Annotated in this window: 21 protein-coding genes; 8 read left to right on the top strand and 13 right to left on the bottom strand. The window is 66.7% G+C overall.

Annotated elements, in window-relative coordinates; genetic code table 11:
- Positions 1 to 4 precede the first annotated feature (4 nt).
- A complete protein-coding gene (locus ACZY0X_RS27850; protein WP_463775072.1) occupies positions 5 to 457 on the bottom strand; it encodes a MarR family winged helix-turn-helix transcriptional regulator in 453 nt (150 codons plus the stop codon).
- A gap of 177 nt (positions 458 to 634) precedes the next feature.
- Here ACZY0X_RS27850 and ACZY0X_RS27845 point away from each other — a divergent pair, with 177 nt between their 5' ends.
- Entirely contained in the window at positions 635 to 1297 is a 663-nt protein-coding gene (locus tag ACZY0X_RS27845; protein ID WP_463775013.1) for a hypothetical protein, read from the top strand.
- 96 nt (positions 1298 to 1393) lie between these two features.
- Here the strand turns inward: ACZY0X_RS27845 and ACZY0X_RS27840 are convergent, their stop codons facing one another.
- From ACZY0X_RS27840 to iolC, 7 genes are read right to left on the bottom strand one after another with little or no spacing between them, the layout of a single operon-like run.
- Positions 1394 to 2269: a sugar phosphate isomerase/epimerase family protein gene (locus ACZY0X_RS27840; protein ID WP_463775012.1), complete on the bottom strand. Its 876-nt coding sequence runs from the start codon at positions 2267 to 2269 to the stop codon at positions 1394 to 1396.
- A gap of 1 nt (position 2270) precedes the next feature.
- Positions 2271 to 3290 carry a Gfo/Idh/MocA family protein gene (locus ACZY0X_RS27835; RefSeq protein WP_463775011.1) on the bottom strand — a complete coding sequence of 340 codons (1020 nt, stop codon included), beginning with the start codon at positions 3288 to 3290 and terminating at the stop codon, positions 2271 to 2273.
- Positions 3291 to 3310: 20 nt separating this feature from the next.
- Entirely contained in the window at positions 3311 to 4216 is a 906-nt protein-coding gene (locus tag ACZY0X_RS27830) for a sugar phosphate isomerase/epimerase family protein (RefSeq protein WP_463775010.1), read from the bottom strand.
- 12 nt (positions 4217 to 4228) lie between these two features.
- Positions 4229 to 6187, bottom strand: a complete 1959-nt coding sequence (gene iolD, locus ACZY0X_RS27825; RefSeq protein ID WP_463775009.1) for a 3D-(3,5/4)-trihydroxycyclohexane-1,2-dione acylhydrolase (decyclizing) — start codon at positions 6185 to 6187, stop codon at positions 4229 to 4231.
- A gap of 2 nt (positions 6188 to 6189) precedes the next feature.
- Positions 6190 to 7059 (bottom strand): 5-deoxy-glucuronate isomerase, encoded by an 870-nt coding sequence (gene iolB / locus ACZY0X_RS27820; protein ID WP_463775008.1) that lies wholly within the window; start codon positions 7057 to 7059, stop codon positions 6190 to 6192.
- Between the two features lie 3 nt (positions 7060 to 7062).
- Positions 7063 to 7950, bottom strand: coding sequence for a Cgl0159 family (beta/alpha)8-fold protein (locus ACZY0X_RS27815; RefSeq protein ID WP_463775006.1), 888 nt, complete (start codon positions 7948 to 7950; stop codon positions 7063 to 7065).
- Complete coding sequence (gene iolC / locus ACZY0X_RS27810; RefSeq protein ID WP_463775005.1) at positions 7943 to 8914, bottom strand: 5-dehydro-2-deoxygluconokinase; 972 nt, start codon at positions 8912 to 8914, stop codon at positions 7943 to 7945. Before iolC ends, ACZY0X_RS27815 begins: the two co-directional genes overlap by 8 nt.
- A 157-nt stretch (positions 8915 to 9071) precedes the next feature.
- On the opposite strand from iolC, the gene ACZY0X_RS27805 reads away from it, so the two are divergent.
- On the top strand, positions 9072 to 9803 hold the full coding sequence (locus ACZY0X_RS27805) for a GntR family transcriptional regulator (RefSeq protein WP_463775003.1): 732 nt from the start codon (positions 9072 to 9074) through the stop codon (positions 9801 to 9803).
- A 13-nt stretch (positions 9804 to 9816) separates the two neighbouring features.
- On the opposite strand, the gene ACZY0X_RS27800 is transcribed toward ACZY0X_RS27805, so the two are convergent.
- Positions 9817 to 10590: a TIM barrel protein gene (locus ACZY0X_RS27800; protein ID WP_463775002.1), complete on the bottom strand. Its 774-nt coding sequence runs from the start codon at positions 10588 to 10590 to the stop codon at positions 9817 to 9819.
- Between the two features lie 188 nt (positions 10591 to 10778).
- Between ACZY0X_RS27800 and ACZY0X_RS27795 the strand changes: the two genes are divergently transcribed.
- The 4 genes from ACZY0X_RS27795 to ACZY0X_RS27780 all read left to right on the top strand — a co-directional run bounded on the left by ACZY0X_RS27795 (position 10779) and on the right by ACZY0X_RS27780 (position 14213).
- A complete protein-coding gene (locus tag ACZY0X_RS27795) occupies positions 10779 to 11768 on the top strand; it encodes a substrate-binding domain-containing protein (RefSeq protein WP_463775000.1) in 990 nt (329 codons plus the stop codon).
- An 18-nt stretch (positions 11769 to 11786) separates the two neighbouring features.
- A complete protein-coding gene (locus tag ACZY0X_RS27790) occupies positions 11787 to 12845 on the top strand; it encodes an ABC transporter permease (RefSeq protein WP_463774999.1) in 1059 nt (352 codons plus the stop codon).
- 3 nt (positions 12846 to 12848) lie between these two features.
- Positions 12849 to 13670, top strand: a complete 822-nt coding sequence (locus tag ACZY0X_RS27785) for an ATP-binding cassette domain-containing protein (RefSeq protein WP_463774998.1) — start codon at positions 12849 to 12851, stop codon at positions 13668 to 13670.
- Positions 13671 to 13736: 66 nt separating this feature from the next.
- Positions 13737 to 14213, top strand: coding sequence for an SRPBCC family protein (locus tag ACZY0X_RS27780; protein WP_463774997.1), 477 nt, complete (start codon positions 13737 to 13739; stop codon positions 14211 to 14213).
- Positions 14214 to 14236: 23 nt separating this feature from the next.
- Here the strand turns inward: ACZY0X_RS27780 and ACZY0X_RS27775 are convergent, their stop codons facing one another.
- From ACZY0X_RS27775 to ACZY0X_RS27760, 4 genes are read right to left on the bottom strand one after another with little or no spacing between them, the layout of a single operon-like run.
- Entirely contained in the window at positions 14237 to 15199 is a 963-nt protein-coding gene (locus tag ACZY0X_RS27775; protein WP_463774995.1) for a Gfo/Idh/MocA family protein, read from the bottom strand.
- A 31-nt stretch (positions 15200 to 15230) separates the two neighbouring features.
- Entirely contained in the window at positions 15231 to 16139 is a 909-nt protein-coding gene (locus tag ACZY0X_RS27770) for a sugar phosphate isomerase/epimerase family protein (RefSeq protein WP_463774994.1), read from the bottom strand.
- Complete coding sequence (locus ACZY0X_RS27765) at positions 16136 to 17143, bottom strand: Gfo/Idh/MocA family protein (protein WP_463774993.1); 1008 nt, start codon at positions 17141 to 17143, stop codon at positions 16136 to 16138. The genes ACZY0X_RS27770 and ACZY0X_RS27765 overlap by 4 nt, the downstream gene beginning before the upstream one ends.
- Positions 17140 to 18303: a phytanoyl-CoA dioxygenase family protein gene (locus tag ACZY0X_RS27760; RefSeq protein WP_463774991.1), complete on the bottom strand. Its 1164-nt coding sequence runs from the start codon at positions 18301 to 18303 to the stop codon at positions 17140 to 17142. Before ACZY0X_RS27760 ends, ACZY0X_RS27765 begins: the two co-directional genes overlap by 4 nt.
- A gap of 156 nt (positions 18304 to 18459) precedes the next feature.
- Here ACZY0X_RS27760 and ACZY0X_RS27755 point away from each other — a divergent pair, with 156 nt between their 5' ends.
- The gene (locus tag ACZY0X_RS27755; protein ID WP_463774990.1) at positions 18460 to 19464 is read left to right on the top strand and encodes a LacI family DNA-binding transcriptional regulator; all 1005 of its coding nucleotides are present in this window, start codon (positions 18460 to 18462) and stop codon (positions 19462 to 19464) included.
- Between the two features lie 88 nt (positions 19465 to 19552).
- Positions 19553 to 20401 (top strand): PfkB family carbohydrate kinase, encoded by an 849-nt coding sequence (locus ACZY0X_RS27750; protein WP_463774989.1) that lies wholly within the window; start codon positions 19553 to 19555, stop codon positions 20399 to 20401.
- Positions 20402 to 20448 lie beyond the last annotated feature (47 nt).

Raw genomic sequence — 20448 nt, 5'->3', positions numbered from 1 at the left:
TGAGCTAGGGGACGCTCGGTCCGGTGGTGTCGTCGGTGGCGCGGCTGCCTGCCTTGTAGAGCAGCCGCTTGAGCTGGTGTTGTTCGTCGGCAGTCAGATTGGACAGGACGCTCTCGTCCACGGCGTGGATGGCCGCTTCGCCGCGTCTGAGCAGTGCTTTGCCCTCGCGAGTCAGCTCGGCCGGCAACGGCCTGCCTGCGGGAATTGATGCCGGACGCGTGACCGCACCACGGTCCTCGAGCGCCTTCAGCACCTGGTTCATGGCCTGCGCCGAGACCTGGTTGTCGCGGGCCAGCTCGGCGCTTGTGAGTCCGGGCTGCACGGAGAGAACGCGCAAGCAGACGAACTCCGGCATGCTCAGCCCGAGGGGGGCCAGCTCGGCGATGGCCCGGGGTCGCAGTGCCGACATCACGCGATACATGAGATAGCCCAACGGCTGTTCGTCGGCTTGTTCCATGGCACTCATGCTGACAGATGCTATGAGCCGGCTGTGCGCACTCAGGCGGATGACGTCGACTTTTGCGGCCCACTATCAAGCTCCTTGACACCCGTTGTGGGCGTCCGTATCAAGGAGGTTGATAGGTAGTTGGGCGGATGCAAGTCGCAGCTGTCACCTCGGAAAGGAAACAACGACATGTCTTTTGGTGGATTCTCAGGCGGACCTGGCTTCGGCGGACCTGGCTTCGGCGGACCGGACTTCGGCGGTCCCGGATTTGGCGGACCCGGCGGTGGCGGCTTCGGGTTCGGTGGCCCCGGATTTGGTGGCGGCCCCGGCTTCGGTGGTTTCGGCGGTTTCGGCGGAAAGGGCTTTGGCGGCCCCGGTGGCCCGAGCGGAAAGGGGCCGTGGGGTCTCAAGCGTGCGGCGTTTGTGACTGGCGCCCTGCTGCTTGACGGCCCGGCTGATGCCGCGCAGATCGTGCAACGTGTCAGCGACGCGACCGAGGGCGCCATCACGCCGCCGCAGGATATCGCCGAGCTTGCCATCGGCGTACTCGCCGGCCGCGGTGTGGTGACCGTCGACAACGGCACCGCAACCCTGACCGAGTTCGGCAAGAACCTGCTCGCATGGCGTGGCGTCAGCAGCGAGACCGTGCACGCATTCCTCGGGAAGGCATCCAAGTTCATCGATGTCATCAAGATCCACAAGGGGCTGCGCGAATTCGGTGAGCTGGCTCGCTCTATCGTCATCGGCGGCACCGACGAGCAGAAGGCCGCGCTGGTCGAGAACCGGACCAAGATCCTGGACGCGATCACCGACGCCAAGAAGGCACTGCACCGCTCTCTCGGTGAGAGCTGACACCGCCCACCAACCCGACCTGGTCGTCGAGACTGCGGTCAGATCGTGGATTCGTCGAGAATCACGATCTGACTGCAGTCTCGCGGCTTGCCGGGGTCATCTTCCGTACTTGGTGACGTACTCGCTCATGGTCTTGAGTTGGTAGCGCGAGACCTCCGCGGCGGACTCGTCCTCGGCGAACACCGATGACACCATCACCGTGTCGGGCCGGTCGTAGAAACCGATCTCGGCCAGGCCGCCGAAGAACTCGTCCCAATCGACGTCACCGTCGCCGATCTTGAGGTGCTGATGCACCCGCACCGCGTTGCCCGGGGGATTGGTGATGTAGCGCAGGCCGTGGCTGCGGTGGTGGTCCATGGTGTCCGCGACGTGCACCAGGCGCAGCTTGTCGCCCGCGGCCTGCATGATGTCGATCATGTTGGCGCCCATATGGAATGTGTGGCACGCGACGTACACCATGCCGATGTTAGGCGAGTTGACGCCGCGGATGATCCGCACCGCCTCCAGCCCGTCCTCGACGAAGTCATCCGGGTGGGGATCGATGCGAACGTCGATGCCCTCGCGCTCGAAGATGGGCACCAGTTCCTCCATGGACCGGAAGAATGCACGCTCGGACTCCTCGGCCTTCTCGGGACGGCCGGAGAACTCCGTGTTGATGACGTTGACGCCGAGGTCGACGGTGATCTGGACGACTCGCTTCCAGTTGCGCACCGCGGCCTCTCGCGCGTCCTCGTCGGGGCCCGACCAGCGCAACACCGGCAGCACCGACGCGATACCGACACCGGCATCAGCGCAGGCCTTGCGGAACTTCGACACCAGGTGATCGTCTGCCCGCGGGTGGTTGAAGAACGGGATGAAGTCGCGGTGCGGGGTCAGCTGCAGGTACTCGTAGCCGAGTTCGGCCACCACACGGGGGAATTCGAGCAGCTCGTAGTCGTGGTGGAACGGCGTGGGATCCAACGCGATCTTCACGTCACGCTCCGGTGATCGATGCGCGGTCGACCATTGTGACCTCGACGGGCAGGCCGCTGGTCAGGGACTCCACGCCCGCCTCGCACACCGCCGCGGCGGCGTAACCGTCCCACGCGGTGGGCCCGTCGACGTTGACTCCACTGCGGACGGCGTCGACCCAGCGCTGGAACTCGGTGTCGTAGGCCTGACCGAACCGCTCCCGAAAGCCCGGCGTGATCTGCCCGCCCCGGGTTCCAGGCGCGCCCGTGCGCATCAGCCCGACGTCCAGGCCGATCATCGCGCTGCCCTTCTCGGCCACGACCTCGGTGCGCACCTCGTAGGCGACACCGGTGGTGACGAACAGTTCGACGTCGACGTGCCTGCCCGACGCGGTCCGCAGGATCGCGATCTGCGGATCGGCGAGCCCCTCGGGCGCACCAGGATTGGCGGCGGGCTTCACGATCTGAATGGAGGCGATCTCCTCGTCGAAGAGGAAGCGGGTGACGTCGACCTCGTGGACGAGGGAGTCGCGGACCACCATCGCGCTGTCGAAGCTCGGTGGCACTGCGGGGTTGCGGTGCGCGCAGTGCAGGACGAGCGCGCGGCCCAGGTCGCCCGAGTCGAGCAGCGCCTTGAGTTGGGCGTACTCGTGGTCGAATCGGCGCATGAAGCCGACCTGAATCAGTCGTGTGCCGAGTTCGGCCTCGCGCTTGACGACCTCCAACGACGTGGCGACATCGGTGGTGAGCGGCTTCTCACACAGCACGGGCTTGCCGTGCTCGAGGCACGCGAGCAATTGCTTCTCGTGGGTGGGACCCGGGGTGGCGAGCACGACGGCGTCGACGTCCGGATCGGCGATCGCGTCGAGCGGGTCGACGACGGTACGACAGCCCTCGATCGTGGCGGCGAGCTGCTCGGCCTTCTCGGTGACGTAGTCATTGACGACCGACACCCGGGCGCCGGAGATCCTGGTGCTCAACCGGGCGACGTGATCGGCACCCATGACGCCCACTCCGAGGACGGCTACACGCAAGTCGGACATGGCTTCTGAGTTCTCCTGAGTCAGTTGAAGCGAACGGATGACACGCCGCACGACCCGAGGTAGGACCGGGTGCGTTTGGCGATCGGCAGTGGGGCGTCGACCTCACACGGATACATGTCCTGCTCGACGATCGCGAACACGTCGATGCCGAGCCTCTCGATCTCGGCCAGCAGCGGCGGCATCTCCGGAATGCCCAGCGGAGGCTCGATCATCGCGCCGAGCTTGACGGCCTCGCCGAACGGCAGGTCCTCGGCCTCGACCTTGGCGCGTACCTCGGGATCGACCTGCTTGAGGTGCAGGTAGCCGATGCGTTCGGGTGCCCGGCGGATGATGGCGATGTTGTCACCACCGCAGTAGCTGATGTGCCCGGTGTCCAGGCACAGGTTGACGAACTCGCCGTCGGTGCCGTCGAGGAAGCGGTACACGTTCTCCTCGGTGTCGACGTGGCTGTCGGCGTGCGGATGGTATTGCGCGCGCACGCCGTACTTCTCGAACATGGCCCTGCCGAGTTCGTTCATGCCCTCGGTCTTCTTGCGCCACTGTGCGGGCGTGAGGTTGCGGTCCTCGAGCACCGCACCCGTGGCCGGGTCGCGCCACATCTCGGGGATCACGACGACGTGCTTGCCGCCAACTGCCGCCGTCAGCTTCGCGACATCCTCGATCTGGGACCACACGGCACCCCACGAATCGTCTTGATGCAGGTGCTCGAAGACCGTGCCCGCCGAGAGCCTCAGGTTGCGCTTGGCGAGTTCATCGGAGAGTTTCGCGGGGTCGGTCGGCAGGTAACCGAAGGGGCCGAGTTCGATCCACTCGTAGCCCGACGCCGCGACCTCGTCGAGGAATCGGGTGTACGGGGTCTGCTGCGGGTCGTCGGGAAACCAGACACCCCAGGAGTCGGGGGCGGAGCCGACCAGGATGTTGCTCAAGTGCTTGCCTTTTCAGCTGTCGGAGGGGCGGATGAGGGGGCGCTGGATCTTCTTCCAGTCCGAGTAGGTCGCATAAGCGGCCCGGGTGGAGTCGAGTGCCGACACCTCGCTGACCGGAACGTCCCACCAGGACTCGCTGTCGGGTGCGGGGATCATCGGATCGGTCTCGACGTGAATCACGGTGGTGCGATCGCTGGCCTTGGCCACCTTGACGGCATCGCCGAACTCGGATGCCGTGGCGACCTTGATGACGTCGGCGCCCAGACTGGCGGCGTTGGCGGCGAGATCGACGGGGAGCTTGTCACCGTCGAGGCGGCCGTCGTCGCTGCGGTAGCGGTAGGACGTACCGAAGCGCTGTGACCCCAACGCCTCCGACAGTGACCCGATGGACGCGAAGCCGTGGTTCTGCACCAGCACGACGATGACCTTGATGCCCTCCTGCACGGCGGTCACCAACTCCGTGGCCATCATCAGATAGGACCCGTCGCCGACCATGACGAAGACATCGCGGGTGTCGTCGGCCATCCGGACACCCAGGCCGCCCGCGATCTCGTAGCCCATGCACGAGTATCCGTACTCGACGTGGTAGCCCTTGGGATCCCTTGTCCGCCACAGCTTGTGCAGATCGCCGGGCATGGAGCCGGCGGCGCAGACGACGACGTCGCGGGGATCGCTCAAGGTGTTCGCCAGGCCGATCACCTGGTTCTGGTTGAGTGCCGCGCCCCGCTGGCCGTCGTTGATCGCGTACGCCTCGGATACGGTGTCGTCCCACTCCTGGGCCAGCGCGGCGGTGCGCGACCGGTAGTCATCGCTGACCGAGAAATCTCCGAGCGCCGCCTCGAGTGCCTCGATGGCCTCCCGGGCGTCGGAGACGACGCTGATGCCGCCCTGCTTGACCGAGTCCAGCGACGCCACGTTGATGTTGACGAACCTGACGTCGGGGTTGTTGAACGCGGTGCGCGACGCGGACGTGAAATCGCTGTAGCGGGTGCCGATGCCGATCACCACGTCGGCCTCGGTGGCCAGCGCGTTGGCCGCGGTGGTGCCTGTGGATCCGACGGCTCCCACACACTGCGGATGGTCGTAGGACAGTGCGCCCTTGCCGGCCTGGCTCATTCCGACGGGGATGCCGGTCCTCTCGCAGAACGCGGCGAGGGCCTCGGTGGCACCGGAGTAGACGACCCCGCCACCGGCGACGATCAGCGGTGTGCGGGCCGACCGGATCACCTCGGCGGCGCGTGCGATCACCGAACGCTCCGGCAGCGGCCGGGCGATATGCCAGGTGCGTTCGGCGAACAGGGATTCCGGCCAGTCGTGTGCCTCAGCCTGGACGTCCTGCGGGATGGCCACGGTCGCCGCGCCCGTCTCGACGGGATCGGTGAGCACACGCATCGCGCCGAGCAGCGCGGCGGGCAGCTGCTCCGGGCGCCACACCCGATCGAAGTAGCGCGACAGCGGTTTGAATGCGTCGTTGACCGTGACGTCACCGCTAGCCGGCAGTTCCAGCTCCTGCAGCACGGGTGAACTGACCCGAGTGGCGAACGTGTCGGCGGGCAGCAGCAGCACGGGCAGCCGATTGATGGTCGCCAACGCGGCGCCGGTCAGCATGTTGGTGGACCCAGGGCCGACGCTGGCGGACACCGCCCAGGTCTGCAGGCGGTCCCTCTGACGCGCGTAGGCGACGGCGCTGTGCACCATGGCCTGCTCGTTGCGGCCAAGAACGTACGGAAGCAGCGGCGCAGTGCCCGTCTCGGCGGCGGCAACCTCGTCCTCGAGCAGCGCCTGGCCCAGACCCGCCACGTTGCCGTGGCCGAAGATTCCGAAGCAGCCGGCGAAGAACTTGCTGCGCTCGCCGTCGCGTTCGACGTACTGGTTTCCGAGGAACCGAATGGTGGCCTGCGCCACCGTGAGTCGGATGGTCGGCTCGGCGTCGGGCGTCTTCTCGGCTCGCTTGGGTGCGGTGGAGACCACGTTTACGCTCCTCTTGGGTCGTGGAGGGGCAGGCGGGGGTCGACGGCCTGGTCGTCCCAGGTGCCGCGGAGCCAGGTGTGCTCCGGGTCGTCGACGATCTTCCAGGCGCGTTCGGCGCCCGGTCCGGCCATGACGTTGAGGTAGTACATGTGATAGCCCGGCGCGGCCACCGACGGACCGTGATAGCCGTGCGGCACCAGGACGACGTCGCCGGTGCGGACCTCCTCGAGGACCTCGATCGGACGGTCCGGGGTGCCATACACGCGGTGGTAGCCGAAGCCGCGGGAACCATCCGGACCGGCCGCGATCTCGAAGTAGTAGATCTCCTCGAGTTCGCTTTCAGTGGCGGTGTTCTCATCGTGCTTGTGCGCGGGGTAACTCGACCAGTTGCCGCCCGGTGTGATGACCTCGCAGGCGATCAGCGAGTCGGCCTCGAAGACGCCCGCGGTGCCGAAGTTGTGCACCTGGCGGCTGCAGTTGCCTGCGCCCCGCAGTTCGACCGCGACGTCGGCGGCCGCGACGCGCCGGTTCGGGAACGACCGCTTGGCCCGGGCACCACATATCGCGAAGCGGCCCTCACCGGTGATCACGTAGGACTGATCGATGCCGAGGTACACCATGTCGGACGGGCCGTCGAACACCGAGGCCCTGGGCGTCAACTCGAACGTATCGCCGCCACATTCGACGGTGCCACCGCCCGCCAGCGGCAAGATCATCACCTCGGTGTCGCCAGTTGTCAACGAGATGGATTGACCTGCAGCCAGTTCCGCCACCAGGAGGCTCGACTCCGTCCAGCCCGCTGACTCCGGGGTGACATCCACGGTGTACGGAGCAGTCGCGCTGTTGGCGGGGATGTAGAGCTTGCTATGCACCTCTCACCTCACCATCGACACGGCGGTGGAGACGGCGGATGCGATGTCGTCATCGGGTGGGTAAAGCAGTGTGCGACCGACGATCAGGCCGCGCACCGAGGGCAGTTCGAGCGCCTTCTCCCAGCTGGCGAATGCCTCATCGGGATCGGCGGGATCACCACCGAGTAGCAGCGTCGGCAGGGTGGTGGCCTCCATGACACGGTCCATCTCGTCGACGACTGGCAGCTTCATCCACGTGTACGCCGACGTCGACCCCAGGCCCTGGCTGATGTGGATCGACTTGATGACGGCGTCGGGGGAGAGGTCGTTGCGGACCTTGCCCTCGATGCGGCTCGACATGAACGGTTCGAGCATGGCGATCAGTTCGTGTGCTGCCAGTTCGTCGATGGCTCGTGCGCACGCGGCCATCGTCGCCACCGTGCCCGGGTCGTCGAGATCAATGCGGCACAACATCTTCCCGCCGTTCATGTTGGCCGCCGCCGTGGACGCGGCGGTGGCCGCCGTCATGCGGTCATCGAGTTCGAACGACGCGCCGGCCAGACCGCCGCGGTTGAACGACGAGAACACGACCTTGTCCTCCAGGGCCCCGAGTAGAAGGAGGTCGTCGAGGATGTCGGAGGTGGCCAGCACGCCGTCGACGCCGGGATCGGTAAGCGCTGTGCGCAACCGGTCCAGCAGATCGACGCGGCTGTTCATCGCCGTCGGCCGGGAACCGACGGCCAGGGCGCCGCGTGCAGGATGGTCGGCGGCGACGATCATGAGGCGGCCGTCGCCACGCACCGTGGGCCTGGTGGTGCGGGCCTGCCAGGCCCTGGCGACCGCGCCCGGGTCTCCGGCGCGGAGGTCGGTGACGGCGGCGTAGTCGGTGCAGACCGTGCTCTGCCTAGACATTGACGGCTCCCACTGCGGTCTGTTCGGCGAGCGCGGCGACCTCATCGGCCCGCGGCATGGCCGTCGAGCACTCGAGGCGAGACGCGACGATCGCGCCGGCGGCGTTGGCGTAGCGCAGCGTCTTCTCCAGTGGCCAGCCGTGCAGTAGGCCGTGGATCAGGCTGCCGCCGAAGGAATCCCCGGCCCCAAGCCCGTTGACGACGTCCACGTCGTTGGGTGGGACGGTGACCGAGCTGTGCCGAGTCCTGCCCAGCACCCCGCGCGGTCCCTGTTTGACGATGGCCAGTTCCACGCCGAGGTCTAGCAGCGCGTCGGCGGCCTTGTGGGGGGTGGACTCGCCGACGGCGATCTCGCACTCCTCCCGGTTGCCCACCGCGACCGTGACGTGCCCTAGTGCGCGCTGCACCTGCTCGGTGGCTGCGGCCGGCGACTCCCAGAACATCTGTCGGTAGTCCAGATCGAGGACGGTCAGCGGAGCGCGGGCGCGCTCCGCCCACGCCGCGAAGTGTGCGCTGCGGCTGGGTTCTTCGGACAGCCCGGTGACCGTCGACCAGAACAGTCGGGCACCGCGCACCGCGTCGACGTCGATCTCGTCAGGCCGGATCTGAAGGTCGGGCGCCGAGGGCTTCCGGTAGAAGTACAGCGGGAAGTCATCGGGCGGGAAGATCTCGCAGAATGTGACTGGCGTGGGGTACTCGCCGTGCACCGTCACGTACCGGTTGTCGACGCCGAGGTCGGCGAGTTCGGCACGCACGAACCGCCCGAACGGGTCGGCGCCGACACCGGAGATCAGAGCGGTGCGGTTCCCCAAACGTGCTGCAGCGACGGCGACATTCGCCGCACTGCCGCCGAGAAACTTGCCGAACGTCTCCACGTGCTCGAGGCCGACACCGGTTTGGAGGGGGTAGATGTCGACGCCGCAACGCCCGATGGCGAGGACGTCGAACGGTTCGGTGCTTGTCAATTCATCTCCCCGGACGGTGGTGGACTGGGCTCGTCTATGACTGTGCCCCGCGTCACTCCGCCGTGTCAATAGTTTGTCCTGACATTCGGACTTTCAATCATGCCGGTGATAGCATCCGGCTACTGTTTCTCGTCAGTAGCCCGAGATCGGAGTAGGCGTGCCCGTAGCGGTTGAACTCGACAGGTCCAGCCCGGTTCCTCTCTACTATCAGCTCGCCCAGGCGATCGAAGCCGCGATCCGCGACGGAGACCTGGCGCCGGGCGATCGCTTCGAGAACGAACTCGCACTGGCGAAGCGCCTGACGCTGTCCCGGCCCACCACCCGACGTGCGATCCAGGAACTGGTCGACAAGGGCCTCCTGGTGCGTAAGCGGGGCGTCGGGACCCAGGTCGTCCAGAGCCCGGTGCACCGCCGGGTGGAACTGACCAGCCTCTTCGACGATCTCACGCGTGCCGGGCAGACGCCCACGACCGAGCTTCTCGAGTACAAGCGGATGGTGGTCGATGAGGAGGTCGCGACGGAGCTGAACCTCGCTGCCGACGCCGAGGTCGTGATGATTCAGCGGCTGCGGTGCGCGAACGGCGAGCCGCTCGCGGTGATGACGAACTACCTGCCCGCCGACCTCGCGCCGGACGCCGAGGAACTCGAGGCGAGCGGCCTGTACCAGGCGCTTCGTACGCGTGGCGTGCACATCCGGTTGGCGCGCCAGCGGATCGGTGCCAGGCCCGCAAGCCGGTCGGAGGCGCGGCTGCTCAACGAGAAGGCGGGGGCTCCGCTCCTCACGATGAGCCGCACGGCGTTCGACGACTCCGGCAAGGCCGTCGAGTACGGCAGCCATTGCTACCGGGCGTCGCGGTACTACTTCGAGACCACGCTCGTCGACCGATGACGGCGGCGGGGCGTCAGCTGAACGCCTGACGGAACCGCTCCAACGCCACGGTGCTTTGGCCGGACGCCCAGGCCTCGAGGCCGACGGTTCCGCTGAACCCGATCTCGCGCAATGCCTTCGCGATGGCGGGGTAGTGGATCTCCCCGGTGCTTGGCTCGCAGCGGCCGGGGACGTCGGCGACCTGGATCTCGCCGATGGCACCGCCGCACCGGCGGACAAGCTCGACGAGGTTCCCCTCGCCGATCTGTGCGTGGTACAGGTCGAGCATCATCTTCACGTTCGGATGCGCGACCGCCTCGACGAGTGCCAGCGTGTCCTTCGCGCGTGCCAGTGGGACACCGGGGTGGTCGACGATCGTGTTCAGGTTCTCGACGCAGAACGTCACGTCCGCTGCGGCGCCGAGGTCGCCGAGGCGCTCGAGTGCTCGCGCCGCTGTCAGCCACATGTCGCCGGTGGTGCGGTAGCGCGGCCGGGCTGCCTGACCGTCGACGAGTTCGGCGGTGTGCAGGTTCAGCCTCGGAACACCAAGGTTCTCAGCGGCTTTGATGCTCAGTTCGGCGGTGCGGACGACTTCTTCGGCACCGTCGCGGTCGACGAGGTCGCCGTGCAGATAGCCGGTCATCGACGAGAACGTGGCCCCGGTGCGCGCGAGTGCCTGCAGGTCCTTGTCGTGCCAGCTCCAGATCTCGACGGCGAAGCCCAGTTCGTCGATCCGCTTCACGCGATCGAGGATCGGCAGGTCGGTGAACACCATCTCGGAGCACACCGCCAGTTGGAGTTCAGTCATCGCTTGTCACCCATCTCGATCTGACCTGGATCAACGGACCCTAACATTTGACCTGCAGTCCGAATGTCCTAACAAAGTATTGACATTCTGGTGTGAGCCGTATTACATCAGGACCGAGGCGTGTCGCAGCGCACGGTCCCATCGGGTCCGAAGACGCGGCCGGCGAAGTCGAGACAAGGAGACAAACAATGGCGTTCAGGCGGCTCGCGGCGATTGCTGGAGCGGGCGTTATCGTGCTCGGGATCGTGTCGTGTTCATCGACCGGTGGTAAGCCCGCGTCCTCGGGTAATGGCATGGGCGGAGGCACCGTCGACACCCCGCGGATGACCGTCGCGATGATCACCCACGAGGTGCCAGGCGACTCGTTCTGGGACCTCATCCGCAAGGGCGCCGAGACGGCTGCCAAGAAGGACAACATCGAGCTGCGGTACTCCAACGATCCGGAGGCGCCCAACCAGGCGAACCTGGTGCAGAGCGCCATCGACAGCGGGGTCGACGGCATCGCCGTCACGCTCGCCAAGCCAGACGCGATGGCACCTGCGATCAAGGCCGCCATCGACAAGGGCATCCCGGTGGTGGCCTTCAACTCCGGCTTCGACAACTTCAAGCAGATGGGCGTGCAGGAGTACTTCGGCCAGGACGAGAAGCTGGCCGGCGTCGCAGCCGGCGAGCGGCTTACCAAGGACGGCGCTCAGAACGTCATCTGCGTCATCCAGGAGCAGGGCCAGGTCGCGCTCGAATCACGTTGCGCCGGTGTCGCGCAGGGTTTCAAGGGCAAGACCGAGATCCTCAACGTGAACAGCAAGGACATGCCGTCGGTTGAGGCGACGATCACCGCCAAGCTGCAGCAGGATCGCTCGATCGACCACGTCGTGGCCCTTGGGGCTCCGATCGCACTGACCGCCGTTCAATCGGCGAGCAACGCGGGCAGTTCGACCAAGATCGTCACCTTCGACACCAACGCCGCACTCGTCGACGCCATCAAGGGCGGCCAGGTGCAGTGGGCGGTGGACCAGCAGCCCTTCCTGCAGGGCTACCTCGCTATCGACGGACTATGGCTTTTCAAGAACAACAAGAACCTGATCGGTGGTGGCCAGCCCACCTTGACCGGACCGTCCTTCATCGACGGCTCCAACATCGACGCCGTAGCCGAACTGGCCAAGGCCGGAACTCGATAGAGACGACGGAGAGCAGACATGTCCACTCAAGCAGACCTGGACGTCGCTGACCACAAGGTCGTCCGCGACGAACGGGTGAAGGAACGCAACCGACTGCAGCGCACGCTGATTCGCCCCGAGATGGGGGCGGGCATCGGCGCCATCGGCATCTTCATCTTCTTCTTCATCGTGGCGGCGCCGTTCCGGGAGGCCTCGTCACTGGCCACCGTGCTGTACGCCAGCTCCACAATCGGCATCATGGCCTGCGGTGTCGCGGTATTGATGATCGGCGGCGAGTTCGACCTGTCGGCAGGCGTCGCAGTGACATTCAGTTCGCTGGCGGCGTCGATGCTGGCCTACAACCTCCATCTGAACCTCTGGGCGGGTGCGGGTTTGGCGCTGATTCTCGCGCTGGCCGTCGGCTTCCTCAACGGTTACCTGGTGATGAAGACCAAGATCCCAAGCTTCCTCATCACGCTGAGTTCGTTCTTCATGCTGGCTGGCATCAACCTCGCGGTCACCAAACTGGTGGCCGGCCAGGTGGCCACGCAGAGCGTCAACGACATGCAGGGCTGGGACTCGGCGCGCGCGGTGTTCGCCTCGTCGTTCACGGTCTTCGGTGTCAGCATCCGCATCACGGTCGTGTGGTGGCTCGTCTTCACCGCAATCGCGACTTACGTCCTGTTCAAAACCAAGATCGGCAACTGGATCTTCGCCGTCGGCGGCGACGCAGAAAGCGCTCGCGCGGTCGGTGTTCCCGTGACCAAGGTCAAGATCGGGCTGTTCATGTTCGTCGGATTCTGCGCGTGGTTCGTGGGCATGCATCTGCTGTTCGCGTTCAACACCGTGCAGTCCGGTCAGGGCATCGGCAACGAGTTCTTCTACATCATCGCCGCGGTCATCGGTGGCTGCCTTCTGACCGGCGGGTACGGCACCGCGATAGGTGCTGCCATCGGTGCGTTCATCTTCGGTATGACCAACCAGGGCATCGTGTACGCCGGTTGGGACCCCGACTGGTTCAAGTTCTTCCTGGGCGCGATGCTGCTGTTCGCGGTGGTCGCCAACAACGCCTTCCGTAACTACGCAGCGAAGAGGTGACCCGTGACCACAACAGTTGAACGTCCCGAGCACGACGCTCCATCGGGCGGCAAGGTGCCACTCGTGGAGTTGTGCAATGTCGGCAAGTCGTACGGCAACATCACCGCACTCAAGGACATCTGTCTGCGGGTGCACGCCGGCCAGGTGACCGGCATCCTGGGCGACAACGGCGCTGGCAAGTCCACCCTGATCAAGATCATCTCGGGACTGCATCAGCAGACCGAGGGGGAACTGCTCGTGGACGGTGAGTCGATGACGTTCGGCTCACCCGCCGACGCGCTAGCCAAGGGCATAGCGACGGTGTACCAGAACCTGGCCGTGGTTCCGCTGATGCCGGTGTGGCGCAACTTCTTCCTCGGCCAGGAGCTTCGTAGGACGACGTTCCCGTTCTCGTTGGACGCCAACGCGATGCGGGCCACCACGCTGACCGAGCTCGCGAAGATGGGCATCGAACTGCCCGACGTCGACGTGCCGATCGGCTCGCTGTCAGGTGGTCAACGCCAGTGCGTCGCGATCGCCCGAGCGGTGTTCTTCGGGGCGCGGGTGCTGATCCTGGACGAGCCGACGGCCGCGTTGGGCGTCAAGCAGTCCGGTGTGGTGCTCAAGTACATCACCGCCGCCAAGGAGGCGGGGTTCGGCGTCGTGTTCATCACACACAATCCGCATCACGCGCATATGGTGGGCGACCACTTCGTGCTCCTCAATCGGGGCAAACAGAAGCTGGACTGCACGTTCGACGAGATCACCCTGGAACACCTGACCCAGCAGATGGCCGGTGGTGACGAGCTGGAGGCGCTATCGCACGAACTACGCGGCGCCAAGTAGTACCCGATTCTCTCCGAGGGCCCCGCCGACTGATTGGTCGGCGGGGCCTTCGGGTATGCCGGACCCATGAGTCCAGACATCCCGATATCGATCAAGACAGAGGACGCCGGTCCGCGCCGTGTCAGCCGCAGCGTGCAGGTCGCGGCTCCGGTGGCCGATATCTTCGCCCTGGTCGTCGATCCCCATCGTCACCCGGAGATCGACGGCTCGGGAACCGTGCGTGACATCGACGTCGAGGGTCCGCACAAACTCGGCGAGGGTGACGAGTTCACCGTCGGCATGTCGCAGTACGGGCTGCCCTACAAGATCAAGTCCAAGGTCACCGCGGTCGAGGAGAACCACGTCGTCGAGTGGCAGCATCCGCTGGGGCACCGCTGGCGTTGGGAACTGGCCGAGGTCAGCCCGCGCACGACGAAAGTCACCGAGACATTCGACTACTCGACGGCGAAACTGCCCTTCGTCATCGAACTCCTCGGCTATCAGCGCAAGAACGCCGACGGTATCGAGTCGACCCTGCGGGCGCTCGCCGAACGATTCGCCTAGCGGGCGCCCCGATCCGCCGAAACCTAGCGCGGCTCCAAGCCCGCCGCACGGTAGGCGTCATCGATGAGGGCCATGTTGGCCACGGCGTCGGTGTTGTTGAGCGGCATCGGGGCACCGTCACGGACGTGCGCGGCAAAGGCCTCCAGCTGGTAGGTGTAGGAGGCGCGCCTGCCGTGATGTTCGACGGTGGTGCCGGCCGACGTGCTGATGGTGATTCGGTCATCTTCGTGCGGCTTGATGAAGTTGTGCACCAACGCTTCTCCGCGGGTTCCGATCACCCGCAACGTGAACGAGTACTCGTCGGCGACCATGGTGTTGGTCGACAGTCCGGTGGCGCCGGAGGGGAACGCGACCTCGACATCGCACCACTCGTCGATCCCGGGTGTGCGCTGACCGGCTTCGGCTCGCACGACTGACGGCGCACCGAAGCGACGCATGATGTGCAGGCCGTAGCAGCCGAGGTCCATCAGCGCTCCACCCGCAAGTTCCAGCGACCAGCGTGGGTCCCCGGGTTGCGGTGCGGGCATTCCCATCCGGACCTCGACTCGGTTGAGTTCGCCGAGTGTTCCGTCGCCTGCCAGTTGCAGCGCCCGCTGTGTGACGGGATGGAAGTAGTAGTGGAAGCCCTCCATGACCGTGACCCCGGCGGCATCGGCGGCCGCCGCGACGTGCTGCGCCTCGGCGCGGTTGCGCGCGAACGGCTTCTCGGTCAGCACCGGTTTGCCCGCATGCACTGCCGCCAGGTTCCACGGTGCGTGCAGCGAATTGGCCAGCGGGTTGTAGATGACGTCGACGTCCGCGTCGTCGATGACGTCCTGGTAGGACGCGACGACACGTTCGACGCCGTACTTCTCGGCGAACGACTCGGCGCGGGAGCGGTTTCTGGCGGCGACGGCGACCAGACGGTGGCCCAGTTCTCCTGCGGGCCCGACGATCGCCGACTCGGCGATGCGTGACGCGCCGAGCACTCCAATGCGTAACGTCATGCGCGATCCCGCTTCCCTTCTCGCTCGAACGTCACGACGTGACGGATCGCAGGTAGGCCACGCTCGCCACGACGTCGGCCACCGGGCCCTCGCCGTCGGGTTCGCCGTCGAGGATCGTGTCCTGCTCGAGCACGAACCAGCCGTCGAAGCCGTTGTCCCGCAACACCGAGACGATACCCGCAATGTCCACGTCACCAGTGCCGAGCGGGGTGTACATACCCGCCTTCACCGCCTCTGTGTACGTCAGTTCGCCGGACTGCACCTTGGCGGCCAGTGCGGCGTCGACATCCTTGAGATGGGTGTGCGCGACGCGGCCTGGCACCGCCTTGGCCAACTCCAGCGGGTCGGTGCCGCCGATCAGCAGATGACCGGTGTCCAGACACAGCGGAATCGACGAACCCTCCAGCACGCGATCGACGTCGGCGCGGGTCTCGACCATGGTGCCGACGTGTGGGTGCAGCACGGCCAGTAGGCCACGCTCGGATGCGATGGTGGCCAACCGATCCAGGTTGGTCAGCAGGGTGGCCCACTGGGCGTCGTCGAGCACGGGGCGCGAGTCGTAGCCCTCGGCACCCGTCGCGGCGGCGAGTACGACCACTCCGGCACCCGCTGCCACCAGGGACTCCAGTGGTCCGGCGAGATCACCGGCCGGGTCGTGGTCCTCGCTGAACAGCACGACGGGCACGAAGCCGCCCACGCACGCCAGGTCGTGCTCGCGCAGCACTGATTTCAGGTCGTCGGTGTTCGAGGGCAGGAAGCCCTCCGGGCCAAGTTCGGTTGCGGTCAAACCCGCTCCGCGCATCTCGGCCAGTACCCGGTCGGGATCCAGCTGAAAACCCCAGCCGGGTACCTCGCACACGCCCCACGAGATCGGCGCTCCCGCAATCTTGATTCCCCGGTCGCTGCGCTCCTGCCCGCCGGTCTTGATGGACGTGCTCATGCGTTGCGGACCTCCGCGATCGTGACCGGCGCACCCCGGCGGAGCGACTCGGTGGCGGCTTCGGCGAGCCAGGCGACCTCGACGGCATCGGCGACCGTCGCGCCCGGGATCGCCTCACCCTGCGTGACTCGGACGAACGCGGCCAACTCGGTCCGGAAGGCCTCGGTGAAGCGGTCCATGAAGAAATGGTGCGACGGTCCGGTGGGAAAGTCGTTCGCGGGGTCGGTGTTCCGTAGCGGCACGCCCTGGTCCCAACCCGCTGCGACGCTGTCGTCGAAGCCGTGGACCTCCAGGCGGCAGTCATACCCGCGGGCGTTGTACCGGGCGTTGGACACCACGCCAAGGGCCCCGCCGTCGAACTTCACCACCACGGCGGCGGTGTCGACGTCGTCGTACTCGGTGAACAGCGGATCGCCCTGAACCGTTCCGGTGGCGTACACCTCGACGGCGCGCTGCCCGGTGATCCAGTTGAGGACGTCGAAGTCGTGCACGGCGCAGTCGCGGAAGATGCCGCCGGACCCCTTGATGTAGTCCATCGGCGGGGGAGCAGGGTCCATCGTGGTGCTGCGCACCGTGTGTAGGACGCCAAGCGATCCGTCGTCCACCGCACGCTTGGCCGCCGCGAAGGCCGCGTCGAACCTGCGCTGATAACCGACCTGGACCGGCACGCCCGACTTGATGATCACCTCGGCGATGCGGGCACTCTCGGCAGCAGTGGAGGCGATCGGCTTCTCGCAGAACGTCGGGATACCGCGCTCGACGGCGGCCAGCGTCAGCGCCGCGTGGGCGGGTGTCGCAGCGGCGACGACCACGCCGTCCACCCCGGAGGACAACAGTTCCTCCACGGTGTCGACGGCCTTGACGCCGTGCTTGGCGGCAACGGCGGCGGCGATGTCGGTGCGCTCGTCGGTGATCACCAGGCCGTCGAGACCGTCCAGGCCGGAAAGGGTTTCGGTGTGGAAGGCGCCGATGCGGCCCAGTCCGATCACTCCGAGGGTGGTCATGGGGTTCTCCGTTCGTTCTGCTCGCCGAGCGCGAGGTGCAGTGCTGTGGGGGACATGCCGTCGGCCAGGGCGGCCAGCACGGTGTCGACCTGACTCGGGGGAGCCAGGCTGCCGATCGGCTGGTCGCGATCGAGGTTGGTGGGGAAGGCATAGCCCTCGGCGGTCGCGTTGACCACGTTGGCCAGATCCCGTTCCGACCGGCCTGCGGCCTTCATCGCCAGCAGCGCCGGGTAGACGGCGTGGACCATCTCGGTGCGGTCCAGGGACTCCATGGCGCGCCCGAACGGTGACGAGATCTGCAGCAGGTTGGCCATCCGGGCGATGTCAGCCGACGTGTTCTTACCCGCGCCGTGATAGAGGGCGGGGTTGAAGAACACCGCATCACCCTTGTGTAGCGGCACCTGCACGTGGTGTTCGGCGAAGTACTCGATGAACTCGGGTCGGTAGAAGGCGATGTAGCCGGCCGCGAATCGCTGCGAGTGCGGCAGCAGCATGGTCGGTCCGCTGGCCAGTGGCATATCGCAGTGTGCGACCGCGCCCTGCAGGGTGAGCACCGCCGACATCGTGTGCATGTGCGCCGGATAGGCGGCGAGCTGATCCTCGTCGACGAAGCCGAGGTGATAGTCGCGGTGCGGAACCTGCGCGGCGCCACCGGGATTGACGACATTGACCTGTGAGGTCATCTGGTACCGCGGGCCGAGCCAGGCCTGTGACACGACCGCCAGGGCATCGGCGGCGTAGTAGTCGGCGAACACATCGGGGGAGTGCAGCGCGAGCTTCTGCGCGGCGTTCCAGATCCGGTCGTTGGCGCCTGCCTTGCCGAAGTGGTCACCCGCGGCCGCGCCGTCAGCGCGCTGCTCGGCGATGAGCGCGGTGAAGGCGTCGCTGGCGCGGTCCACGACGTCGTGGTTGAAGGCGTCCTCGAACACCACCACGCCAGGACCGTCGGCGAGCGCGCGGATCAGCTCGGCCTGCAGGGCGCGTCGGTCCGCGCTGGCGACCGTCTCGGCGTCGTAGACGAGCACGCCCGCACGGATGTCGGTCGCGAGGGGGTAGTCGGCGCGGACGGTGTCGCGGGAGACCTCGGCGTGGAAGGCCGCGATATCGCAGTCGGACTCCTCGATCCATGCCCGTCGAGGTGTGGTGAGCGGTGCAGCCATGCCCGCTAGTCTTGTTGTGACCTGAGCCGCAATCAACACCAGAAAACCATCAAAAAGACATCACCTACCGCGCCTGGTGGAGCGATTTCGGCGCGGAAAGACGCGCTCAGCGATGGTTAGCGCGCCGAAATCGCAGGGGAAGTGAGGAGGGGGCAGGTGCCGCACCGGTACAAGGTCCGCGAGATCGCTCAGCAGTCGGGGCTGAGCGAGGCGACGGTCGATCGCGTCCTCAATGATCGCGCCGGCGTCCGCGAGAACACCCGCGCCGAGGTTATGCAGGCCATCGCCGACCTCGACAAACAACGCGCGCAACTGCGGCTCAACGGCCGGCGCTACCTGGTCGACGTGGTGATGCAGACCCCACAGCGGTTCTCCGACGCCTTCCGGGCCGCGATCGAGGCCGAACTGCCCGCCTTCGCGCCTGCGATGGTGCGGGCCAGATTCCACCTCTGGGAGGCGGGGTCGACGACGCAGATGGTCGACGTGCTGTCGCGGATTCGAGGCAGCCACGGCGTCATCCTCAAGGCGCAGGACGAGCCTGAGGTGGCCGAGGCCGTCGACCGCCTCGTCGACGCCGGGGTGCCCGTCGTCACCTACACCACAGATGTGCCGACGAGCGCCCGGTGCGGCTATGTCGGCATCGACAACCACGGCGCGGGTGTGACCGCGGCGTACCTCGTCGATCAGTGGCTCGGATCCGATCCATCGGGCGTGCTGATCACGCTGAGCCGCACGGTCTTTCGGGGCGAGGGTGAGCGTGAGGTGGGATTCCGGGCGGGGCTCCGCGGGTCGGGGCGACACATCGTCGAGGTCAGCGACAGCGACGGTATCGACGCCACCAACGAAGCGCTGGTGCTCGATGCGCTCGAGCGTCACCCCGATATCGAGGCGGTCTACTCCGCGGGTGGTGGCAACACCGCCACGGTGGCCGCGTTCGAGAGGCTCGGCCGGGCGTGCAGGGTGTTCGTAGCCCACGACCTGGACGCGGACAATCGGCGCCTGTTACGTGACGGCCGGATCTCGGTGGTCCTGCACAACGATCTGCGCGCCGACGCGCGACTGGCGATGCGCCTGATTCTGCAGCAGCACGGTGCCCTGCCCGCTGAACCGTTTCGGCCGACCCCGATCCAGGTCATCACGCCGTACAACCTCCCAGCCTGAGCGTTGAATGGTTGAAATCCGACGAACCCCGATAGCATTTCGCCCCACGGCGCGCCAGAACGCGCCGACGTAGACCAGGAGATCATCGGTGTCGAGAGAACTCGTCAACGGCGTGACAGTCCTGGGCAACCTGGCGATCGACGTCATCAACGGAGCCCCCAGGAGCCCGGGCGGCTGCGCGTCGTTCGCCGGCGTGGCGCTGCAGGCGGCGGGTGGACGCGGCCGCATCGTGGCGATGGGAGCCGAGCAGGACCACACGCTGTTCGACCCGCTGCGGGAGCGGTTCGGCGATATGGTCACGATCCTGCCGGCTGATCGCACCAGCGGGTTCCGCCTGGACTACGCCGACGTGGACCACCGCCGCATGTCGGTCGACGCGATCGGTCCGGTGTGGGGGCGTGCCGAGATAGAGGCCGCAGATCCCGACACCACATGGGTGCACCTCGCGCCGCTGCTGCGCACCGACTTCCCGGCCGAGACGCTGGCGCTTCTGTCCGAGCGGGGCCATCGCGTCGCCTATGACGGGCAGGGCCTGGTGCGGGCCGACCGGTTGGGGCCCCTGGTGGAGGACCGCCACTTTCCCGCCGACCTTCTCACCCACCTCAACATCCTCAAGCTCGCCGAAGACGAAGCCGTCGTGGTCGCCGACGGGGTATTTGACGCCGCGGTCGCCGAACGGTTGGGCGTGCCCGAGATCGTCGTGACGTACGGATCAGAGGGATGCGACATCCACGTCGATGGCACGGTCTCCCGCGTCCCCGCGGCATGGCGCGTGCTGGATGTGCAGACCACCGGCGCCGGTGACATGTTCACAGCCTGTTACGTCGCAAACCGGGCCGCGGGCGCCGAGCCGACACGGGCCGCCGAATTGGCGAGTGAACTGGTTGCCCGCGAACTCGAGAAGCGGTTGCACGTCGGCTCGCCCGATCCCGTGTAGTCGCAGGTCGCGACGTTTTGCTGGGCGGCTGCCCAGCACGCGTGCAC

This window comes from Mycobacterium sp. IDUB_39 (assembly GCF_055419205.1).
The sequence above is the reverse complement of the archived record's forward strand: the minus strand, read 5'-3'. Positions and strand labels throughout refer to the sequence as shown.

Bases quoted from the DNA above. Each gene is read 5' to 3' on its own strand.
- ACZY0X_RS27775 (WP_463774995.1), bottom strand. From the start codon at position 15,199: ATGACGTTACGCATTGGAGTGCTCGGCGCGTCACGCATCGCCGAGTCG.
- ACZY0X_RS27790 (WP_463774999.1), top strand. From the start codon at position 11,787: ATGTCCACTCAAGCAGACCTGGACGTCGCTGACCACAAGGTCGTCCGC.
- ACZY0X_RS27765 (WP_463774993.1), bottom strand. From the start codon at position 17,143: ATGACCACCCTCGGAGTGATCGGACTGGGCCGCATCGGCGCCTTCCAC.
- ACZY0X_RS27780 (WP_463774997.1), top strand. From the start codon at position 13,737: ATGAGTCCAGACATCCCGATATCGATCAAGACAGAGGACGCCGGTCCG.
- ACZY0X_RS27795 (WP_463775000.1), top strand. From the start codon at position 10,779: ATGGCGTTCAGGCGGCTCGCGGCGATTGCTGGAGCGGGCGTTATCGTG.
- ACZY0X_RS27760 (WP_463774991.1), bottom strand. From the start codon at position 18,303: ATGGCTGCACCGCTCACCACACCTCGACGGGCATGGATCGAGGAGTCC.
- ACZY0X_RS27850 (WP_463775072.1), bottom strand. From the start codon at position 457: ATGGAACAAGCCGACGAACAGCCGTTGGGCTATCTCATGTATCGCGTG.
- ACZY0X_RS27770 (WP_463774994.1), bottom strand. From the start codon at position 16,139: ATGAGCACGTCCATCAAGACCGGCGGGCAGGAGCGCAGCGACCGGGGA.
- ACZY0X_RS27800 (WP_463775002.1), bottom strand. From the start codon at position 10,590: ATGACTGAACTCCAACTGGCGGTGTGCTCCGAGATGGTGTTCACCGAC.
- ACZY0X_RS27815 (WP_463775006.1), bottom strand. From the start codon at position 7,950: ATGTCTAGGCAGAGCACGGTCTGCACCGACTACGCCGCCGTCACCGAC.
- ACZY0X_RS27845 (WP_463775013.1), top strand. From the start codon at position 635: ATGTCTTTTGGTGGATTCTCAGGCGGACCTGGCTTCGGCGGACCTGGC.
- ACZY0X_RS27835 (WP_463775011.1), bottom strand. From the start codon at position 3,290: ATGTCCGACTTGCGTGTAGCCGTCCTCGGAGTGGGCGTCATGGGTGCC.